Origin of the sequence: Proteus sp. G3927 (genome assembly GCF_963894685.1) — a bacterium.
GTDB lineage: Bacteria > Pseudomonadota > Gammaproteobacteria > Enterobacterales > Enterobacteriaceae > Proteus > Proteus mirabilis.
In genome coordinates, this window is the sequence record NZ_CAWQGX010000024.1 from 131,370 (window position 1) to 150,183 (window position 18,814).

General features: G+C 34.4%; 9 protein-coding genes. 8 read left to right on the top strand and 1 reads right to left on the bottom strand.

The window, feature by feature from the left end; all coding sequences use genetic code 11:
- The first annotated feature begins 2 nt into the window (after window positions 1-2).
- The 3 genes from thrB (at window position 3) to AACV00_RS08080 (ending at window position 10,738) form a co-directional block, all read left to right on the top strand.
- A complete protein-coding gene (thrB, locus tag AACV00_RS08070; RefSeq protein WP_004248956.1) occupies window positions 3-932 on the top strand; it encodes a homoserine kinase in 930 nt (309 codons plus the stop codon).
- 3 nt (window positions 933-935) lie between these two features.
- A complete protein-coding gene (gene thrC, locus AACV00_RS08075; protein WP_004248957.1) occupies window positions 936-2,228 on the top strand; it encodes a threonine synthase in 1,293 nt (430 codons plus the stop codon).
- Between the two features lie 179 nt (window positions 2,229-2,407).
- Entirely contained in the window at window positions 2,408-10,738 is an 8,331-nt protein-coding gene (locus tag AACV00_RS08080) for a calcium-binding protein (RefSeq protein ID WP_161679950.1), read from the top strand.
- Window positions 10,739-10,821: 83 nt separating this feature from the next.
- Here the strand turns inward: AACV00_RS08080 and yaaA are convergent, their stop codons facing one another.
- Entirely contained in the window at window positions 10,822-11,607 is a 786-nt protein-coding gene (yaaA, locus tag AACV00_RS08085) for a peroxide stress protein YaaA (RefSeq protein WP_161679948.1), read from the bottom strand.
- 302 nt (window positions 11,608-11,909) lie between these two features.
- Between yaaA and tal the strand changes: the two genes are divergently transcribed.
- The 5 genes from tal to dnaJ all read left to right on the top strand — a co-directional run bounded on the left by tal (window position 11,910) and on the right by dnaJ (window position 18,473).
- Entirely contained in the window at window positions 11,910-12,863 is a 954-nt protein-coding gene (gene tal / locus AACV00_RS08090) for a transaldolase (protein WP_004245217.1), read from the top strand.
- 184 nt (window positions 12,864-13,047) lie between these two features.
- On the top strand, window positions 13,048-14,031 hold the full coding sequence (locus AACV00_RS08095) for an SEL1-like repeat protein (protein WP_004245216.1): 984 nt from the start codon (window positions 13,048-13,050) through the stop codon (window positions 14,029-14,031).
- Window positions 14,032-14,192: 161 nt separating this feature from the next.
- Window positions 14,193-14,780: a molybdopterin adenylyltransferase gene (mog, locus tag AACV00_RS08100; RefSeq protein ID WP_004245215.1), complete on the top strand. Its 588-nt coding sequence runs from the start codon at window positions 14,193-14,195 to the stop codon at window positions 14,778-14,780.
- Window positions 14,781-15,304: 524 nt separating this feature from the next.
- Window positions 15,305-17,230, top strand: a complete 1,926-nt coding sequence (gene dnaK / locus AACV00_RS08105; protein WP_017827374.1) for a molecular chaperone DnaK — start codon at window positions 15,305-15,307, stop codon at window positions 17,228-17,230.
- Window positions 17,231-17,336: 106 nt separating this feature from the next.
- Window positions 17,337-18,473, top strand: a complete 1,137-nt coding sequence (gene dnaJ, locus AACV00_RS08110) for a molecular chaperone DnaJ (protein WP_161679946.1) — start codon at window positions 17,337-17,339, stop codon at window positions 18,471-18,473.
- The last annotated feature ends 341 nt before the right edge of the window (window positions 18,474-18,814 follow it).

Sequence of the window (18,814 nt, forward strand, 5' to 3'; positions counted from 1 at the left end):
AGGTGGTTAAAGTTTATGCACCGGCGTCAATTGGCAATGTGAGTGTCGGTTTTGATGTGTTAGGAGCCGCGGTTTCGCCTATTGATGGTCAATTATTAGGAGATTGCGTAACCGTTGAAGCGGCGCAAGAATTTCAACTTCACAGCAAAGGACGCTTTGTTAGCAAATTACCTTCTGATGCTAAGCAAAATATTGTTTATCAATGTTGGGAGCTATTTTGTGAAAAATTAGGTAAACAATTACCTGTCTCAATGACACTTGAAAAAAACATGCCGATAGGTTCAGGATTAGGATCAAGTGCTTGCTCTGTTGTGGCTGCACTCGTTGCATTAAACGAATTTGCTCACAAACCATTTAGTGAAAGCCACTTATTATTAATGATGGGAGAGCTGGAAGGCCGTATTTCCGGTAGTGTGCATTACGATAATGTCGCGCCATGTTATTTAGGTGGTTTACAACTTATTTTGGAACAAAACGACATTATTTGTCAGCCTGTGCCAGCTTTTGACGATTGGTATTGGGTGATGGCTTATCCGGGGATCAAAGTCTCAACGGCACAAGCAAGGGCTATCCTCCCTAAACAATACGATAAAGCTGATATTATTAATCATGGTCGTTATTTATCTGGATTTATTCATGCTTGTCATACACAACAACCAAAACTTGCCGCAAGCTTAATGAAAGATGTGATTGCAGAGCCCTATCGAACACAGTTGCTCCCTGGTTTTGATAAAGCGAGAGAGGCTGCATTACAAAAAGGCGCGCTTGCATGCGGTATTTCAGGCTCAGGGCCAACGCTGTTTTCTATTACTGATTCATTGGCTATTGCCCAAGATGTGGCGCAATGGTTACAACAACATTATGTACAAAACGATGAAGGCTTTGTACACATCTGCCGTTTAGATACTCGTGGCGCAAGAGAGATAGGGTAAGTAATGAAATTATATAATTTAAAAGATAACCAAGAACAAGTCAGTTTTGCTCAAGCGGTTAAACAAGGTTTAGGAAAACAGCAAGGACTCTTTTTTCCCAAAGACTTGCCTTCATTTTCTCAAGCAGAAATTGATGCGCTATTAAAATTAGACTTTGCAACACGCAGTAGCCGTATTTTAAGTGCTTTTATCGGTGATGAAATTCCTGCTGATGTGTTAGCAAAACGTGTGAATACGGCATTTGCTTTTCCTGCGCCAGTGACACAAGTAGAAGAGGATATTAGTTGTCTTGAACTCTTCCACGGACCGACACTGGCTTTTAAAGACTTTGGTGGCCGTTTTATGGCTCAAATGTTATCAGAAGTCGCGGGTGACCAGCCTGTTACAATTTTAACGGCGACATCCGGTGATACAGGAGCAGCGGTCGCTCATGCTTTCTACAAGTTAGATAATGTCCAAGTCGTGATCCTCTATCCCCAAGGAAAAATCAGCCCATTACAAGAAAAACTATTTTGTACATTAGGGGAAAATATTCATACTGTTGCTATTCAAGATGACTTTGATGCTTGCCAAGCATTAGTCAAACAGGCATTTGATGATGAATATTTAAAGAACACCATGCATTTAAACTCGGCTAACTCGATTAATATTAGCCGCCTACTGGCACAAATCTGCTATTACTTTGAAGCGGTTGCACAAATTCCAGCTGAAAAACGTCAACAATTAGTCATTTCTGTACCAAGTGGTAATTTTGGTGATCTCACTGCAGGATTACTGGCTAAATCTATGGGATTACCTGTTAAACGCTTTATTGCAGCGACCAATGTGAATGATACCGTTCCTCGCTATTTAGATAGTGGTAAATGGGAACCACATCGGACAATAGCAACACTTTCAAATGCGATGGATGTTAGCCAGCCTAATAATTGGCCTCGTATTGAAGAGTTATATCATCGCAAAGGTTGGCTGTTGTCTGATCTTTCGCATGGGGCTGTGAGCGATGAAACGACGGAAGAAACCGTACGTGAACTGGCACAAAAAGGCTATATTTCAGAGCCTCATGCGGCGGTTGCTTATCGTCTATTACGTGATGAGCTACAAGAAGGAGAATATGGGGTATTTTTAGGTACAGCTCATCCGGCGAAATTTAAAGAAAATGTCGAGCGTATTTTAGGTGATACATTACCTTTACCAAAAGAATTAGCTGAGCGTGCTGATAAAAAATTACTATCGCATCTTTTACCGGCAGATTTTTCTCAATTAAGAGCATTTTTGTTAGAACGAGCACCTAAATAAATATAATTATTTATATTAATTAATTTTGTTTTTATTAAAAAGCTCACTATAAGGGTGAGCTTTTTTATTGTTTTAAATAATTTTATACCCAAATAAAAATAAGAAAATAATCATTTAATGCTAAGGAGAATTACACTAGTTTTTATCTCTTAATGTAATTAACAATAAAGAGGTAGACTATGGGTAGATTTAAGAAAATTAATATCAATGATGATATTGAAAGAATTACACTAGAAATAGTGAAATATATTAAAGAGCATAGTGTTGAATTACCTTTTAATATTGATTCAGTAAGACGTGTTTTAATTGAGAATTATATTTATATTCTTACTTATAAAAATGAATATGCTGCTAATGACTTTCTAATAAAAATAGAAAGTAATTTATCTCTTTATAATCGGGATAAATTTACTAAAGCGATTGATTTTATTGTAAAAGAGATTAATGCAAGTATAGAAAATTTATTTGTTAATAATTCTTATCTTACAAACAAAAATTATCAAAAGCTAAATAAAACACGTATTAATTCAGTATTTCAGCATTACCCATCAGGATTTTTTCACTTAAAAATAGAAAATAAAAACTTATTTATACAGATAGATAATACCAATCAATTATTTAAAATCATTGACTTTGAAGGTACAGTGGAATTCTTTTCTAAAAAAGATGACCTTATTCATACTATTAATCAAATGGTTAAAAACAGTGTTGCTGATAACTCTATATCTTACCGATTTTACGCTAAGAACGAATATTTTAATTTCTTTACTCTCGATAAATATTGGCAAGTAACACCTAAAGATATTTATGCCGAAGTTATTAATGATATTAAGGCAAAAAAACAGGTACATATTGATAGTCATTTAACTATTGAATTAATAGATAGCTATTCATATAAAAATATTTTTATTGTTAGAGACTCTAATGAAAACTCAGAAAAAATACTCCATATATATCTTAATAATATTGATGAAGCATTCTTGATTGCCGTAGCTAAACATCGTCAGCTAAAAGAAAATGGTGAACATTTACTTTATAAATTAAATAAGGATTGGTTCTTTACTAAAATGAAAGATAAATCCGTTAAATATTTTTCACAAACTTCTGATTTATTAATACCATTAGAAAAGATAATGGGCAGAATTAATCTTGTCGCTTCAGCTGAAAATAATTATAATTTTAGCCATTTTGATCCACTTTCAGGGGTATGTTATGGAATAAGTTTGAAATATTTATTGGAGGTTAGAAATAATGGTATAGAAGGAGGGAATAAATATTTACATTGGCTAAAGGAAAATATTAACCTTTACAAGGACAAAAAAGAAAAGATATCTGATAAGCTTGAAAAAATTATATTTGATAGTGTACAAGAATATGAAGTATTAAAATTGATTAAAGAGATCAAGGAAATTAAATTCGCACAGATTTTTCAAATGGAGAGAATATATGAAAAAATAAATTATACAATTTTTGATTTAACAAAGGCGACCGAATACCGAAAAATTTTAGCAGAAAATGGCTTGAAAGCATCGAATGCAAATAGGCTAGAAAGTAGTCTCTCACAAATAAATTATCACTTAGAATATATAATGCAATATTATAATGAATATTATGCGATTATTGCATTTAAAACACATGCCATTGCTCTTGCTTATAAGAGATATTCTAATAATCATTATAAATTTACGCTATTTGATTCTAATTCTGAATTGACGGAATTTTCTAATATAGAATCAATAAAAGACGCTTTAATAAAAACAATGGGCTCTTATACTCTAAATAAAGCTGATGGAAAAGAATATTTTATAATTGATGAATATAAAAGAAATCCTACAACAAAATATCGTAGTTTATGGGATCAAAATGAAATCGAGTTACATAAAGGTATTGCTGAAAATATAAAAAAAATTGGTTTTTCATTGCCTTTTAAAGATGGTGTTGTTGGACGAGTTATTCATTACAGTGAACAGCGTGATCTCATTTTAGAACTTAAAATAAATAGTAAATTAGTTGAAGTCGTGGTCAAAAATGTTTTTGTTGATGAGGGAATATTTTTAGTTAAAAATAATTTAGATAAAATTCTTGAGAATAATAAATCCAGTAAAGTAATTATAATGAGTAATAGTGATGGTATTGATATTCAATTTACTGAATTTAATGCACATCAAAAAATGAGTAAGCCAAAAGGATATCTGGAATTTAATGATGTTTATTATCGAGATTTAATTAAGATTAATAGTTATTTATTAAATGGTAAAAAATCATTTTCATTGAATAAAATTGTTTCATTAATTGATACACTAAGGGGGAATATTTATTTTGATAAAATAACAGCCAGTTTTTCTATAATTGATGAAATTATACTATTTAATCAAAACAATGAAAATATTTCTCTTGTTGATATCCTGAATCAAGTGAAACAGAAAATAGAAGATAAATTATTCTATGGCGATCTCCTTTATGGAAAGGAAAAGTTAATTGCATTAGCACAAAAAAATAGCCTAGTAGCAGCAATTTTTTATCGAATGATGGTTAATGAAATCAATGAAGGTTATACTGGAATTAGTAATTTTATTTATGAGCAAATTATTGATAACCCTTTTTTAATATTAGATAAAAATAGAAATGTTGGGGTTGTTGGTTATGATTATACGATTAATTTTAAAAATAATTATAAAGCGTTAAAAGAAATTATTGATGGTATTGATGTTTCTGAAATAAAAAATATTTTTCTTTTAGATGATGAAAATAGACTGCACTTAAAATTAACTTATCAAAGATTATCAGAATATAGAAACAACAAGTATGTTAATAAGCTTCTTCATTTGATTGAAGATGAAATTGATTCTATAAAAAAAGCAGATGATACAGGTATTTATCGTGATTTATATCTGGAGTTTTTTAGCAATCATCAGTTTAATAATAGAGTGATTATTCATGAAATAGCACAATTAGAAAGTTATTTTAATAATAATTATCAGGAGCGAAACCATGGCTATCATCCTAGTAATTTTTATATTAATGAAAATGATCCTCTTACCCTACTAGAAAAGTCATTTAATCAGAACAAAAATGAAATAGATGGTAGTTATCTGTTATTTAATGAAAGTAAAGAAAATTTTGATTTTTTATTTGTTGATAATAATTTTATTACTAGAGATTTTGTAGATAATATTATTATTGAAAGCATTAGTGGCGTTTATCAAGATGATATCGTCATTTATTTCTATAATGGTGTAAAAAGTGAACAATTAACACAATACTTAAAAGATAAACCAGAAATAGGCCGTTTTCTTGATTATTGTTTAAAACATGAAATAAGAGTGATTGCTGCTGGAAATGAAGAATACTTTCCTGCCACCAATGCGCTTGTTAAGCAGAAAAGCCGTGTTGAATCACTACAAAATGTTATTTTACAACATCAATTTGTTGGTGAAAGAACAATTGTTTTTGCCAATAAGGAGACTTTATTTAGTTATCAAAGTGGTCATTTATTTATTGAAGGGATTGCTCAGCGGCTAAATATGCCTATTTATACTGTGACGGATAACAATCTTATACTTGAAAATGAATACATTATGGTAAAACCGACGACTGAAAGTCAGTTTATTGGTCACCCTTTACTTGCTGATACAGGTGCATCTAATACGCTACTTACTGAAACAGTACCTAATGAGCCTAATACAATGTCTAATAGGCAAAGAGTAGATATTGAAAATAAAAACTATGCTGCAGAAATCTATCAATTCGTCTCACACAATTACACTAATTATAGAGATAATCAAGAGTTTAAGTTAGGTTATCAGAATGAGATTAGCACTATTTTTCCTGACTATTCTGACAATATGACCATTGCTGATATTTTAAACTATATTCAGTTAAATCGCTATCAGATCAATTATGCTCAATTAGGTGCAATTATTAGGAAAGTCGATCAAATTAACCTTAAATATCATAAAGAAAAACTTGCAGAGTTCAGTGATAAAATAATAAATCACGATTTACTTATTGATAATGCAATTGAGAAATATTTTGTTGAATTATCGGCAATATTTAATACGTCAGATAATAGTTTAATAAAAAGGAATTTAATTCAATCACTTTATGATCCCTCTGTTAATAAAGAATTTAACCAATTTTTAATGGATGGAACGAACTTTGAACAGTGGCAAGAAATAACTAATAAAGACTATGGAAACTATAATTTAACGGAAAGAACGTATCAAGTTATTGAAATTATTCATGCAATTTATGATACTCCTCACTTAATAGATAATTTAAGTGAACTATCTAAAAATAGGCTTAATGCTTTTTTTGATGAGGGTAATAAAGGTATTTTATCACGAGTATTATTGAGCAAAATTTCAAGCTTTGAACTCTATAAAGAGACCATAAATAATTTAAAAAAACTCGCTGTTATCAGTCAGTCTGATGAAGAGATTAGCGCTTTATCACCAGTAGAAGCATTAAATAAACTCAATGAGTTTAAAGGTGAAGTTAACTTAGCCACAAGTGAAGATAGCTCTACCATTTCTTCTAAAGTGGAAATTAATAATCTTGTCATTGACAAAAGATTACTCTGTTATTTAGGTGCAAAGATAAATGGTGAAAGTATCGATGCGATAGATCTTAATCAGATAGAGAACTGGGATAAAAAAATTACTTTTGATCCTCAGCATCTTAATGATTATTTTTTATCTGTGACGGGCAATGAAAAAGATAAAGAAGTTATTGCATTATTACGTTATCTATTAAATAACAAACAAGATAAAATTAAATATTTTCTTTCTCATATGGCCAGTAGAGCTGATTATGTCGCGGCTCATGAAAGATTAATGAAAATAATAGCATTAGGTAGTAAACAGTATAATCAGCAAGATTGGGAAAATTTAAGAATACCTTCATTAAAAATTCCCAGACATATGAGAGTTATCAGTAAAATTGGTTACGCTAATATTAGCTTCGGTATATGGCAATCAATCAATTCAACCTTTATGCTTGCTGAGCAACTTAATAATCCGCTATTAACCCCTCAAGAGCATAGAGAGACCATCAATAATCTTGCCATAACATGGTCAGAAATGGCCTATAATGGCTTATCTGAACTCATTGAAATCGCTTTAGCTAAAGGATTATTAAAGTACCGTAATAATCCTTTGGAGTATATTAGTAAAACCAGCACTCGAATAGGTATCGGGCTTAATATCCTGTCTATTGGATTTGATATCTATAATATCTACGATAACTTTAGTCGTATCTCAGTAGAAAAAAATGAAAAACGACGGATTGACTATATTGTGAATGGCTCTTTAGCTATAGTTTCCGGATTGGTTACTTTGGGGGTTTCTATCGCAATGCTTGCTGGCTCGACGGTCGCGGGGCCTATTGGTATTGTCGCGGGCGCTGTTATCGCCTTAGCCATTTCAATTTATAATGCCGCAAGACTGATAGAAGAAGCGAAAGAAAAAATAGGATTTACACCACTAGAAGAACTTAATAATGGTTTTTATGCATTTTTAATGGGGGATATCTTACCAAGCAAAAAGAATGAAATCGTCTATTTAGAGACAAAATCACAGTTAGAAACCATGATTGACCAAAATGCGCAAGAACATCTTAAAGAAATAAAAAAACAGGAGCCTCACAGTTATTATTTTTATTCGAATGAGAAACAATTTTATGAAGAACATCATTATTATAAAGTGATCCCTCGTATATTGGGGAAAACATTAGATAATATACTTAATCCGTTTGGAGAAATTGTTGTACAACGAGTGGCGAAAAATTTAAGTAAAGAAGAAGCAGAAAAGATAGCTGCGCTTTCTCATTATCTTAGTGTCGAAAGAACGGAATATAAATACTATGTTCCTAAAGAAGCCATCGCAACAGATGAAATTCTCATTTTTGATATGGATTTTTATGTTAATCAATTAAATCGTTATACGATTAATTTTGCATTTGAAGATGATAATCCTGTTTTTGAGGATGAGGTGGATATCTCTTTTTTTGATAAAATAAGAACAACAAAAGAAAAAACATGGCAAAATTTATCATCAGGAGAATTAACAGATGATTTAATTAAATCAACAGCTGAAAAACAATATTTTGAGCCAAGTTGGCGTGAGAATGAGCTATTTTATTTTAATACTTATAATGGGGATGATATTATTGCTGCACCATTAATAACACAAAATATATTTGATGTTCATAATGGGACTAAACGATTAAGTGGAGGAGAAAAAGATGACACCTTTAATGTGTTCACTTCTGAATCTCCTCGTTATGCCAGCCGTTTTTATGGTAGAGAAGGTAATGATACATTACGTATTATTCAGACAGAAAAAAAATATATAGGGTATGAAGTTAATCTATCTAAAAATTATATTAAATTTATCGGGGGAGAAAATAAATCCAATAGCCAGAGTTTTCATGCCAGACTTTTTATCTTTCAAGAGCAAGGACAAATCTATACCCATAAATTAGCGGATACAATGCCTAATATAACACTACAAAAACAACCCGTTATTGCCTATTTAGAGAGTATTGAAAATGTAGTAGGCAGTGAAATAGGTAATGATATTATTTATGGTGACCAAAAAAATAACTATTTAAATGGCATGGGAGGGGTAGATTCATTATATGGATTAGCTGGAGATGATACGCTGGTATTACGGGAAGGTTATGCACAAGGAGGGGCGGGGAATGATAGTTATACGATTCTAAGAGCATCAAATACGGATAATAATGTTAAACAACTTGAAACTATTATTGATGAAGAGACGCATACAGAAGCTAGTCTTATCCAGTTAAATTATACTTTTGATGAAATTACCGCTATTTCTCGTCGTGAAACAGATATTGTTTTTACGCTTAAAGTTAGTAATGATAAAGATCCTGATCAATTTATCGAGCATTTAATTGCATTAAGTCATGTATACCAAGATAAAAATAGTCAATTATTAGCCCATCGATATACCATTGTGACTATGGATGGTTTTATACTTACTATTAATGAAAATAATAATCAACCAAGAGAGGTATCATATAACTTTAGTTATTTAGAAAAGTATAATCAGCAAGAGAAGCTTCAACAGCTTTCTATTAATGACGATAAACACACATTGTCTATTCAATCTGAAAATAAAACTAAACTTATTCAATTATTACCTGAGCTACAATACAGTGGTTTCTCTTCTGGAGAACATTTAAAGCTTAATCTACAGGGTAATAGCGAGAATAATCATTATGCTGGAATTGCGGCTCATTCATCAATTAAACTGAGTCGCGGTTATGACAATTATCAAATAAGCTCATTGCTAGCTAAAAATAGAAATGAAAAGATCATTATTTCTCTGAGTGATAATGATAAACAATTAACATCTGATTGTACTAGTCATTTCTTTTTATCCGATGTGAGTGGATTTGATTTGATGTTTAGTGATGGCGTTTTATCTCATCGCTATAATCCTGATGCTCATATTAAACTTGTTTTCGATACGGAAAGTGTTAGTGCTATTTTTAACTCAGGAATGACACTTCAATTTATTGATAAAGATAATCGAGTTTTTCATTTGCCTAAGCCAGACAGCGGTCAGCGTTTACTGATCCCCACTATCACTTTGGATGTTAGGTTGAGTCATCAAAGTGATGTTCTGATGATCCCACCCTCCCTACGTTTAAATAAAGAGGCATTATCATTGTATCCTAAGTATTTTCGTAGAGAAGAACTATCATCACGTTCAACGCAATTACAGCGTATTATATCCACTCAAACACTAGAGCCTCATTCATTAAAGGTAACAGAATTACTGAGAGATGATATTGCCGTTAATGATAATCAACCTGTTAATTCTATTTTGTCTCTCAATAAACTATTTTCAAACAGATCACAATATATATTCTCTCAAGCCATAGATTTATTACCAATGATAGAATTAATGGATGGTGATGATATTGTTGTTAATCATAATCAAAGTAGCTCAGTGATTGATGGGGGTAAAGGTGATGATCATATTGTTGTCAATGAAGGGCACCATATTTTAATTGCTGGAGAAGGTAATGATAATCTTAATGGCGGAAGTGGACATGATCTGTTTATTTCAACCTCAGGAAATGATTATCTAGGTGGAGGAAGTGGTAATAATGTTTATGTGGTACAAAAACGTCATGGTGAAGTGACGGTATATGATGAAGGTGAAATGAGCCATATTTTTGTATCAGGATTATCTGAGCATGAAAAATTAATATCCTCTCAAGCAGGTGAAGATAAACAGTATCGAACGGCTGATAATCAATTTGTCTTGACTGTTAAAACAAACCGAGTAGAGAAAATAGAAACTGATCCTGTGAAGGTTATCGAAAAAGAACAGACATTATCAATGGGATCCCTTGCGACAATTATTCAACAAATGGCTCAATTTAATCAGCAACAACTATCGACGATGCAAGGCAGTGATGTTATTCCCTCATCAAACTGGTCGCCTTTGGCTGTGGTCGTTAAGCATTTATAATTTCCCTTGTGACCCAATAAAAATAGCCCTGGTTTCAGGGCTATTTTTATGAATTACTATCATTTGATAGCAAAAAATGAGGCTTATTTTGCTAGATGTTCTGCACGTTTAAAGACAAGGGTATTTCCTTCAGACTCGGCGGCATTAAATTGATAACCCTCTAGATTAAATTCTTTAAGTTGTGCCTTATCACTTAATCTTTCTTGAATAATAAAACGGCTCATTAAGCCTCTTGCTTTTTTAGCATAAAAACTAATCACTTTATATTTGCCATTTTTCTCATCAAGAAAAACAGGTTTAATAATTTCAGCATTGAGTTTTTTTGGATTGACTGATTTAAAATATTCATCAGAGGCTAAATTAACCAAGATATTATCCCCTTGAGCTTCAAGGGCGTTATTTAACGTTTCAGTAATTATGTTACCCCAAAACTGGTATAGATCACTGCCTTTTTTATTGTTCAGTTTTATGCCCATCTCTAAGCGATAAGGTTGCATTAAATCGAGTGGGCGCAATACGCCATATAAACCGGAAAGGATACGTAAATGCTGTTGTGCAAATTGAAAGTCGTCATCTGTGAAAAGTTCAGCGGCTTGCATTCCGGTATAAACATCACCTTTGAACGCTAAAATGGCTTGTCGCGCATTATCGGGTGTAAAGTCAGGTTGCCATTCACCAAAGCGAGCCGCATTTAGTCCTGCCAATTTATCACTAATTTTCATTAAGCTTGCGATATCACTGGACGACAGTTTTCGACATTCTGCAATAAGTTGTTGGGAATATTTTAGCAATTCAGGCTGGGTGAACTGCGTTGTTGCTAAAGGCGATTCGAAATCCAGTGTTTTAGCTGGTGAAATAGTAATTAGCATAATTCCCTCAATAGTTATTTTGATTTAGTTCTACTATAGCAAATTGTTTGGTAGATAAGTTAAATCATAATAATAGGAAAAAACAATACTTTCACCAATGTGCCATAAAATAGACATATTAAACGATTCAGCCTAAGTTGTTATTCTGTTTTTTGCTACTTTTGTTTTGCGAAATCGTTTGGCATTCAAATAATTGCTTTCGATGAATCTAAGCATCTTGTAGTGTGAGCAGTCCATGTTATTATCAATAGATATCCGCAGGTGACTGCAAACAGATTTACCTAGTAGATGAGATAAACAAAATGACCAACAAATTAACTTCTTTGCGTAAACTGACTACAGTTGTAGCTGATACAGGTGACATTGCAGCAATGAAACTGTATCAACCTCAAGACGCAACTACCAACCCTTCTTTAATTTTAAATGCAGCCCAAATTCCTGAATATCGTAAATTAATCGATGAAGCGATTGAATGGGCGCGTTCACAAAGCGATTCTCGCGAGCAACAAATCGTTGATGCGTGTGATAAACTTGCTGTCAATATTGGTTTAGAAATCTTAAAACTGATCCCAGGTCGTATTTCAACAGAAGTTGACGCACGTCTTTCTTATGATACCCAAGCCTGTATCGTCAAAGCGCGTCGTTTAATTAAACTGTATAACGAAGCGGGTATTAGTAACGATCGTATCCTGATTAAACTTGCTTCTACATGGCAGGGTATTCGTGCAGCTGAGCAATTAGAAAAAGAAGGTATCAACTGTAACCTAACTTTACTGTTCTCTTTTGCTCAAGCTCGTGCATGTGCAGAAGCTGGTGTATACCTGATCTCTCCATTCGTTGGCCGTATTATGGATTGGTATAAAGCCAATACAGATAAAAAAGAGTTTGCACCAGCAGAAGATCCAGGTGTTATTTCTGTAACTGAAATTTATAACTACTATAAAGAGCATGGTTATAACACCGTCGTTATGGGAGCAAGCTTCCGTAACATTGGTGAAATTTTAGAATTAGCAGGTTGTGATCGCCTAACTATTTCTCCTGCGTTATTAAAAGAGTTATCAGAAGCACAAGGTGAAGTAGAGCATAAACTATCCTTTAATGGTGAAGTTAAATCACGTCCTGCGCCAATCACTGAAGCTGAATTTTATTGGCAACATAATGCTGATCCAATGGCCGTTGATAAATTATCTGATGGTATTCGTAAATTTGCGGTTGATCAGGAAAAACTAGAGAAAATGATTGCAGATTTATTATAATCTGGCGTTTAATTCTTATAAAAACTGACAACACCCACTTTAAATAGGGGGGTGTTGTCTTTTTTTTTATTGCAAAATAATATTTAAAATAATTTTAAGATTAAATTGATTTGAATAAATAATTTATCCGGTAATAATTATAAAAATTAATTATTAAAAACATCCTATTTATTATTGGTGAATTATGAAAAAGATGGTTTTGGCAACAGTACTGGCATCGCTCTTTTTTAGTAGTGTTGCTATGTCAGAAGATAAAACAGCCTTCTCTTTACCTGCGATTGAAAAAAGTGCGGAAGAAGGGAATGCCGCTTCTCAGTATCAACTTGGTGTTAAATATGAAGGTGGCGAAGGTGTAGAACAAAATACACAAAAAGCATTGGAATGGTACACAAAAGCGGCTGAACAAGGTCATGCAGAAGCGCAATTAAATTTAGCGTTAATGTATGATATGAATGATGATATTGAGCGTGATGCTGAAAAAGCGGTTTATTGGTATAACAAAGCGGCTGTTCAGGGACTCTCTTTAGCACAATACAATTTGGCCGTCTCTTTTGATGAAGGGGATGGTGTAGAGCAAGATCATGAAAAAGCAGTATATTGGTATACAAAAGCCGGTGAACAAGGTGATAGCGATGCGCAGTATAATTTAGCGATTTCATATGATGAAGGTATCGGTATCGAACAAGATCATGAAAAAGCGGTGACTTGGTACACTAAAGCCGCAGAGCAAGGCCATGCTGATGCACAATACAACTTAGCTGTCTCTTACGATGAAGGCGAAGGGGTCGAGCGTGATGGTAGCAAAGCGGTATTCTGGTATACCAAAGCGGCGAATCAAGGTAATCGAGATGCACAAAATAACCTTGGTGTAATGTATGACGAAGGTGATGGTGTAGCAAAAGATCAACGTAAAGCGAACGAATGGTATAAAAAAGCTGCGCTACAAGGTAATGGCTTGGCACAAAATAACCTTGCAATAAACTATTATTATGGCAAAGGGGTTAAACGTAATTTGAAAGAAGCCTATGCATGGTTTGCTGTTGCTGTAGAAAATGGAGAAGGTGATGAGGCTATGCTAAAACGAACCGCCCGTGCCCTCAACGCTGCCCAATTAGCAGAAGCTAAACTTTTAGCTGCTTCTTATATTGCTAAATATCTTGATGACTAAGATTAAATCATCAATGTGATAAAAAACGGGAGTATAAAACTCCCGTTTTTTTATAGCTAAAATAACATAATAGCTTTTACTGAGATTGTTTTTAATTCACTCGTGTTCTCGTGTTAATATCAGCACGCTAATTGGCAGTTATTGATTAATTTGAGGTTGATATGAATGAATTACGTATAGGACTGGTTTCTGTTTCTGATCGTGCATCCAGTGGTGTTTATGAAGATAAAGGCCTGCCCGCTTTAGAAGCTTGGCTAAAAAAAGCAATCACAACCCCTTTTCATATCGAATCACGTTTGATCCCCGATGAGCAACTGATGATTGAACAAACATTATGTGAACTGGTTGATGAAGCAGGATGTCACTTGGTTTTAACAACGGGAGGCACAGGGCCTGCTCGTCGTGATGTTACGCCTGATGCAACATTGGCGATTGCTGATAGAGAGATGCCAGGCTTCGGTGAGCAAATGCGCCAAATCAGTTTGAAATTTGTTCCTACGGCGATTTTATCTCGTCAAGTGGGAGTGATTCGTAATCAAGCCTTAATTTTAAATTTACCGGGACAGCCTAAAGCGATCGCAGAGACATTAGAGGGATTAAAAGACAGTGAGGGACAGGTGATTGTCAGTGGTATTTTTGCCAGTGTTCCTTATTGTATTCAATTATTGGATGGCCCTTATATCGAAACTAACGAAGAAATTGTGGTTGCCTTTAGACCTAAATCAGCACGCCGTTCTACATCTGCTTAATACATTGCATCGGTTGTTTTTGTTATTAATATTGAATGTGAGTACGTTTTGCCCTAATAAGATTAAATAAGAACAACCTGCTATTTTTACCTATGAGTGATGCTTCTGTTGATGATTTATTGATCATTGAGATAACCCACTTTGTGTAATAATTGATTGAAACTGTTATATTTCAATTAGTTATTTTTTATATTAATGGATTATCGTTGTTGTTTTACATCATCATAATGGGTTAAAGACAATATTTATCATAACCTATTGATATATAATGTTTATTTTTTATATTGTTATTTTACTAGATCTTTTTTTTATCTTTTTACTATTTTTTTTTATTTTTCCCCTTGATGAATGTATTTATGACCCCATCTATTTTTCAACTGCAATTACCACTATTGAGTTGCGTTGATGTTTATCCGCTTTGTGATGATATTGAGTCCATTAATTTTTTGACTTGAAAAATGAATATTCATCCTCATATAGATTGGTAATCAAATTGATAAAGAATTCTCTTTGGAGGCGTTTAAATGGGTAAAATTATTGGTATTGACCTGGGTACAACTAACTCTTGTGTTGCTGTAATGGACGGTAAGAATGCCCGGGTTATTGAAAACGGTGAAGGCGATCGTACCACTCCTTCGATTGTTGCATATGCACAAGATGGTGAAATTCTAGTTGGTCAACCGGCAAAACGTCAGGCTGTGACTAACCCACAAAATACATTATTTGCCATCAAACGTTTAATCGGTCGTCGTTTCGAAGACGCGGAAGTACAACGTGATGTTTCTATCATGCCTTACAAAATTATTAAAGCTGATAATGGTGATGCATGGGTTGAAGCACGTAACGAAAAAATGGCTCCACCACAAGTTTCTGCTGAAGTATTGAAAAAAATGAAAAAAACAGCGGAAGATTACTTAGGTGAACCAGTTACAGAAGCTGTTATTACAGTTCCTGCTTACTTTAATGATGCGCAACGTCAAGCAACTAAAGATGCGGGTCGTATCGCGGGCTTAGATGTTAAACGTATTATTAACGAACCAACAGCTGCGGCATTGGCTTATGGTTTAGATCGTGAAGTGGGTAACCGCACTATCGCTGTTTATGACTTAGGTGGTGGTACATTCGATATCTCTATCATCGAAATTGATGAAGTTGATGGCGAAAAAACCTATGAAGTTCTGTCAACCAATGGTGATACTCACTTAGGTGGTGAAGACTTCGATAGCCGTTTAATTAACTATTTAGTTGATGAGTTTAAGAAAGAACAAGGCATTGACCTGCGTAATGATCCATTGGCAATGCAACGTCTGAAAGAAGCTGCAGAAAAAGCAAAAATTGAATTATCTTCAGCTCAACAAACAGATGTGAACTTACCTTATGTTACTGCTGATGCGACAGGGCCTAAACACTTAAATATCAAAGTGACTCGTGCAAAACTGGAATCTTTAGTTGAAGACTTAGTAAAACGTTCAATGGAGCCAGTAAAAGTTGCATTAGAAGATGCGGGCTTGAAAGTCAGTGAAGTAAACGACGTTATTCTGGTTGGTGGTCAAACTCGTATGCCTATGGTACAAAAAACTGTGGCTGAGTTCTTCGGTAAAGAACCACGTAAAGACGTTAACCCAGATGAAGCTGTTGCTATGGGTGCTGCTGTTCAAGGTGGTGTATTAGCAGGTGATGTTAAAGACGTTCTGTTACTTGACGTGACTCCACTGTCTTTAGGTATTGAAACTATGGGGGGCGTGATGACTTCGCTGATTGCGAAGAATACCACTATCCCAACTAAACATAGCCAAGTATTCTCTACCGCTGAAGATAATCAATCAGCTGTAACTATTCACGTATTACAAGGTGAGCGTAAACGTGCGAGTGATAACAAATCACTGGGTCAATTTAACTTAGATGGTATTCAACCTGCACCACGTGGTATGCCACAAATTGAAGTGACTTTTGATATCGATGCTGATGGTATCTTGCATGTATCTGCAAAAGATAAAAACAGTGGTCGTGAACAAAACATCACCATTAAAGCTTCTTCAGGTTTAAATGAAGAAGAAATCCAAAAAATGGTACGTGATGCAGAAGCTAATGCAGAAGCAGACCGTAAATTTGAAGAGTTAGTGCAAACACGTAACCAAGCAGATCAATTAGTTCACGGTACACGTAAACAAATTGAAGAAGCGGGTGACAAATTAGCGGCTAACGATAAAGAAGCTATCGAAAAAGCGTTAAGCGAATTAGAAATTGCTTCTAAAGGTGAAGATAAAGCTGCTATTGAAGCAAAACTGCAAGCGTTAGTTGAAGCTTCAAAACCTCTGTTAGAAATTGCACAACAACAAGCTCAAGCGGGTGCAGGTAATACTGCCGATGCAACTGATGCAGGTGCGAAGAAAGATGACGATGTTGTCGATGCAGAGTTTGAAGAAGTAGACGGCAAAGATAAAAAATAATGCCCTTAACGGGCCGCGGTAACTCAATGATGAACAGTTACTGATACCGAAACACGGGCGTCGAGGCAACTCTACGCCCGTGTGCTTATGTCAAGGGTAATCCAGAATGGCGAAAAGAGATTTTTACGAAGTACTCGGGTTAAGTAAAACAGCCGATGAAAAAGAGATCAAACGTGCTTATAAGCGTTTAGCGATGAAATATCACCCAGATCGTAATCAAGGTGATAAAGATTCGGAATCTAAATTTAAAGAAATTAAAGAAGCTTACGAAGTTCTTAGCGATCCACAAAAACGTGCGGCCTATGATCAATATGGTCATGCTGCCTTTGAACAAGGTGGTTTTGGTGGTCAAGGCGGTGGCGGCTTTGGTGGCGCTGACTTTAGCGATATCTTTGGTGATGTATTTGGCGATATTTTTGGTGGTGGTCGTCGTCAACAACGTGCTACACGCGGCTCAGATTTGCAATACAACATGGACTTAACGCTAGAAGAAGCTGTTCGTGGTATTACCAAAGAGATCCGCATTCCAACCTTAGAAACCTGTGATAAATGCCACGGCAGTGGGGCAAAAGAAGGCACATCAGCGGAAACTTGCTCAACATGTCATGGGGCAGGTCAGGTTCATTTACGTCAAGGTTTCTTCACCGTTCAACAACCATGCCCTACCTGTCATGGTCGCGGTAAAGTAATTAAAGAGCCTTGCTCTAAATGTCATGGTGATGGCCGTGTTGAGCGTTATAAAACTTTATCAGTTAAAATCCCGGCGGGAGTGGATACCGGTGATCGTATTCGTTTAAGTGGTGAAGGTGAAGCGGGTGAGCAAGGCGCACCGGCAGGCGATCTGTATGTACAGGTTCATGTTCGTCAGCACCATATATTTGAACGAGATGGTAATAACCTCTATTGCGAAGTGCCTATTAACTTTGCGGTTGCAGCATTAGGGGGAGAAATTGAGGTGCCAACTCTCGATGGTCGTGTGAAACTAAAAATTCCAGCAGAAACACAAACTGGCAAAATGTTCCGCATGAAAGGCAAAGGTGTTAAATCTGTACGTAGTCATGGTGTCGGTGATTTAATGTGCCGTGTTGTTGTTGAAACACCAGTGAAACTGAATGAAAAACAAAAGCAGCTTATGGAACAGCTAGGTGAATCATTTGGTGGTAAAGGTGGTGAAAAAAATACACCGCGCTCTAAGAGTTTCTTAGATGGAGTAAAGAAATTCTTTGATGATTTAACCAAATAATTTTTGCGTTATCTTCATTCCCAAAAAGCCTGATAATGTATTGCCTATCAGGCTTTTTCTTATTAATTTCATAAAAATACCTAGAAACTTATCCTCTGTTATCTTCAATAGTCATTCCCCTCTTATTTCATTAGGTATCCTCTGGTAACAAAAAAGGTTGAACAATATTATCTTCACCTCTTATTATTCTTGTGAGTAAATTATCAACTATTCTTAATAAAAAGCACACTATAGTCACAATAATATGGATAAAAAAATAGAATATTTACCTGTTTTCTATCAATTCTTATTTTAAATGTGAATTATTGCTTATGTTTATCATAAAAAATAATTGTATCAAT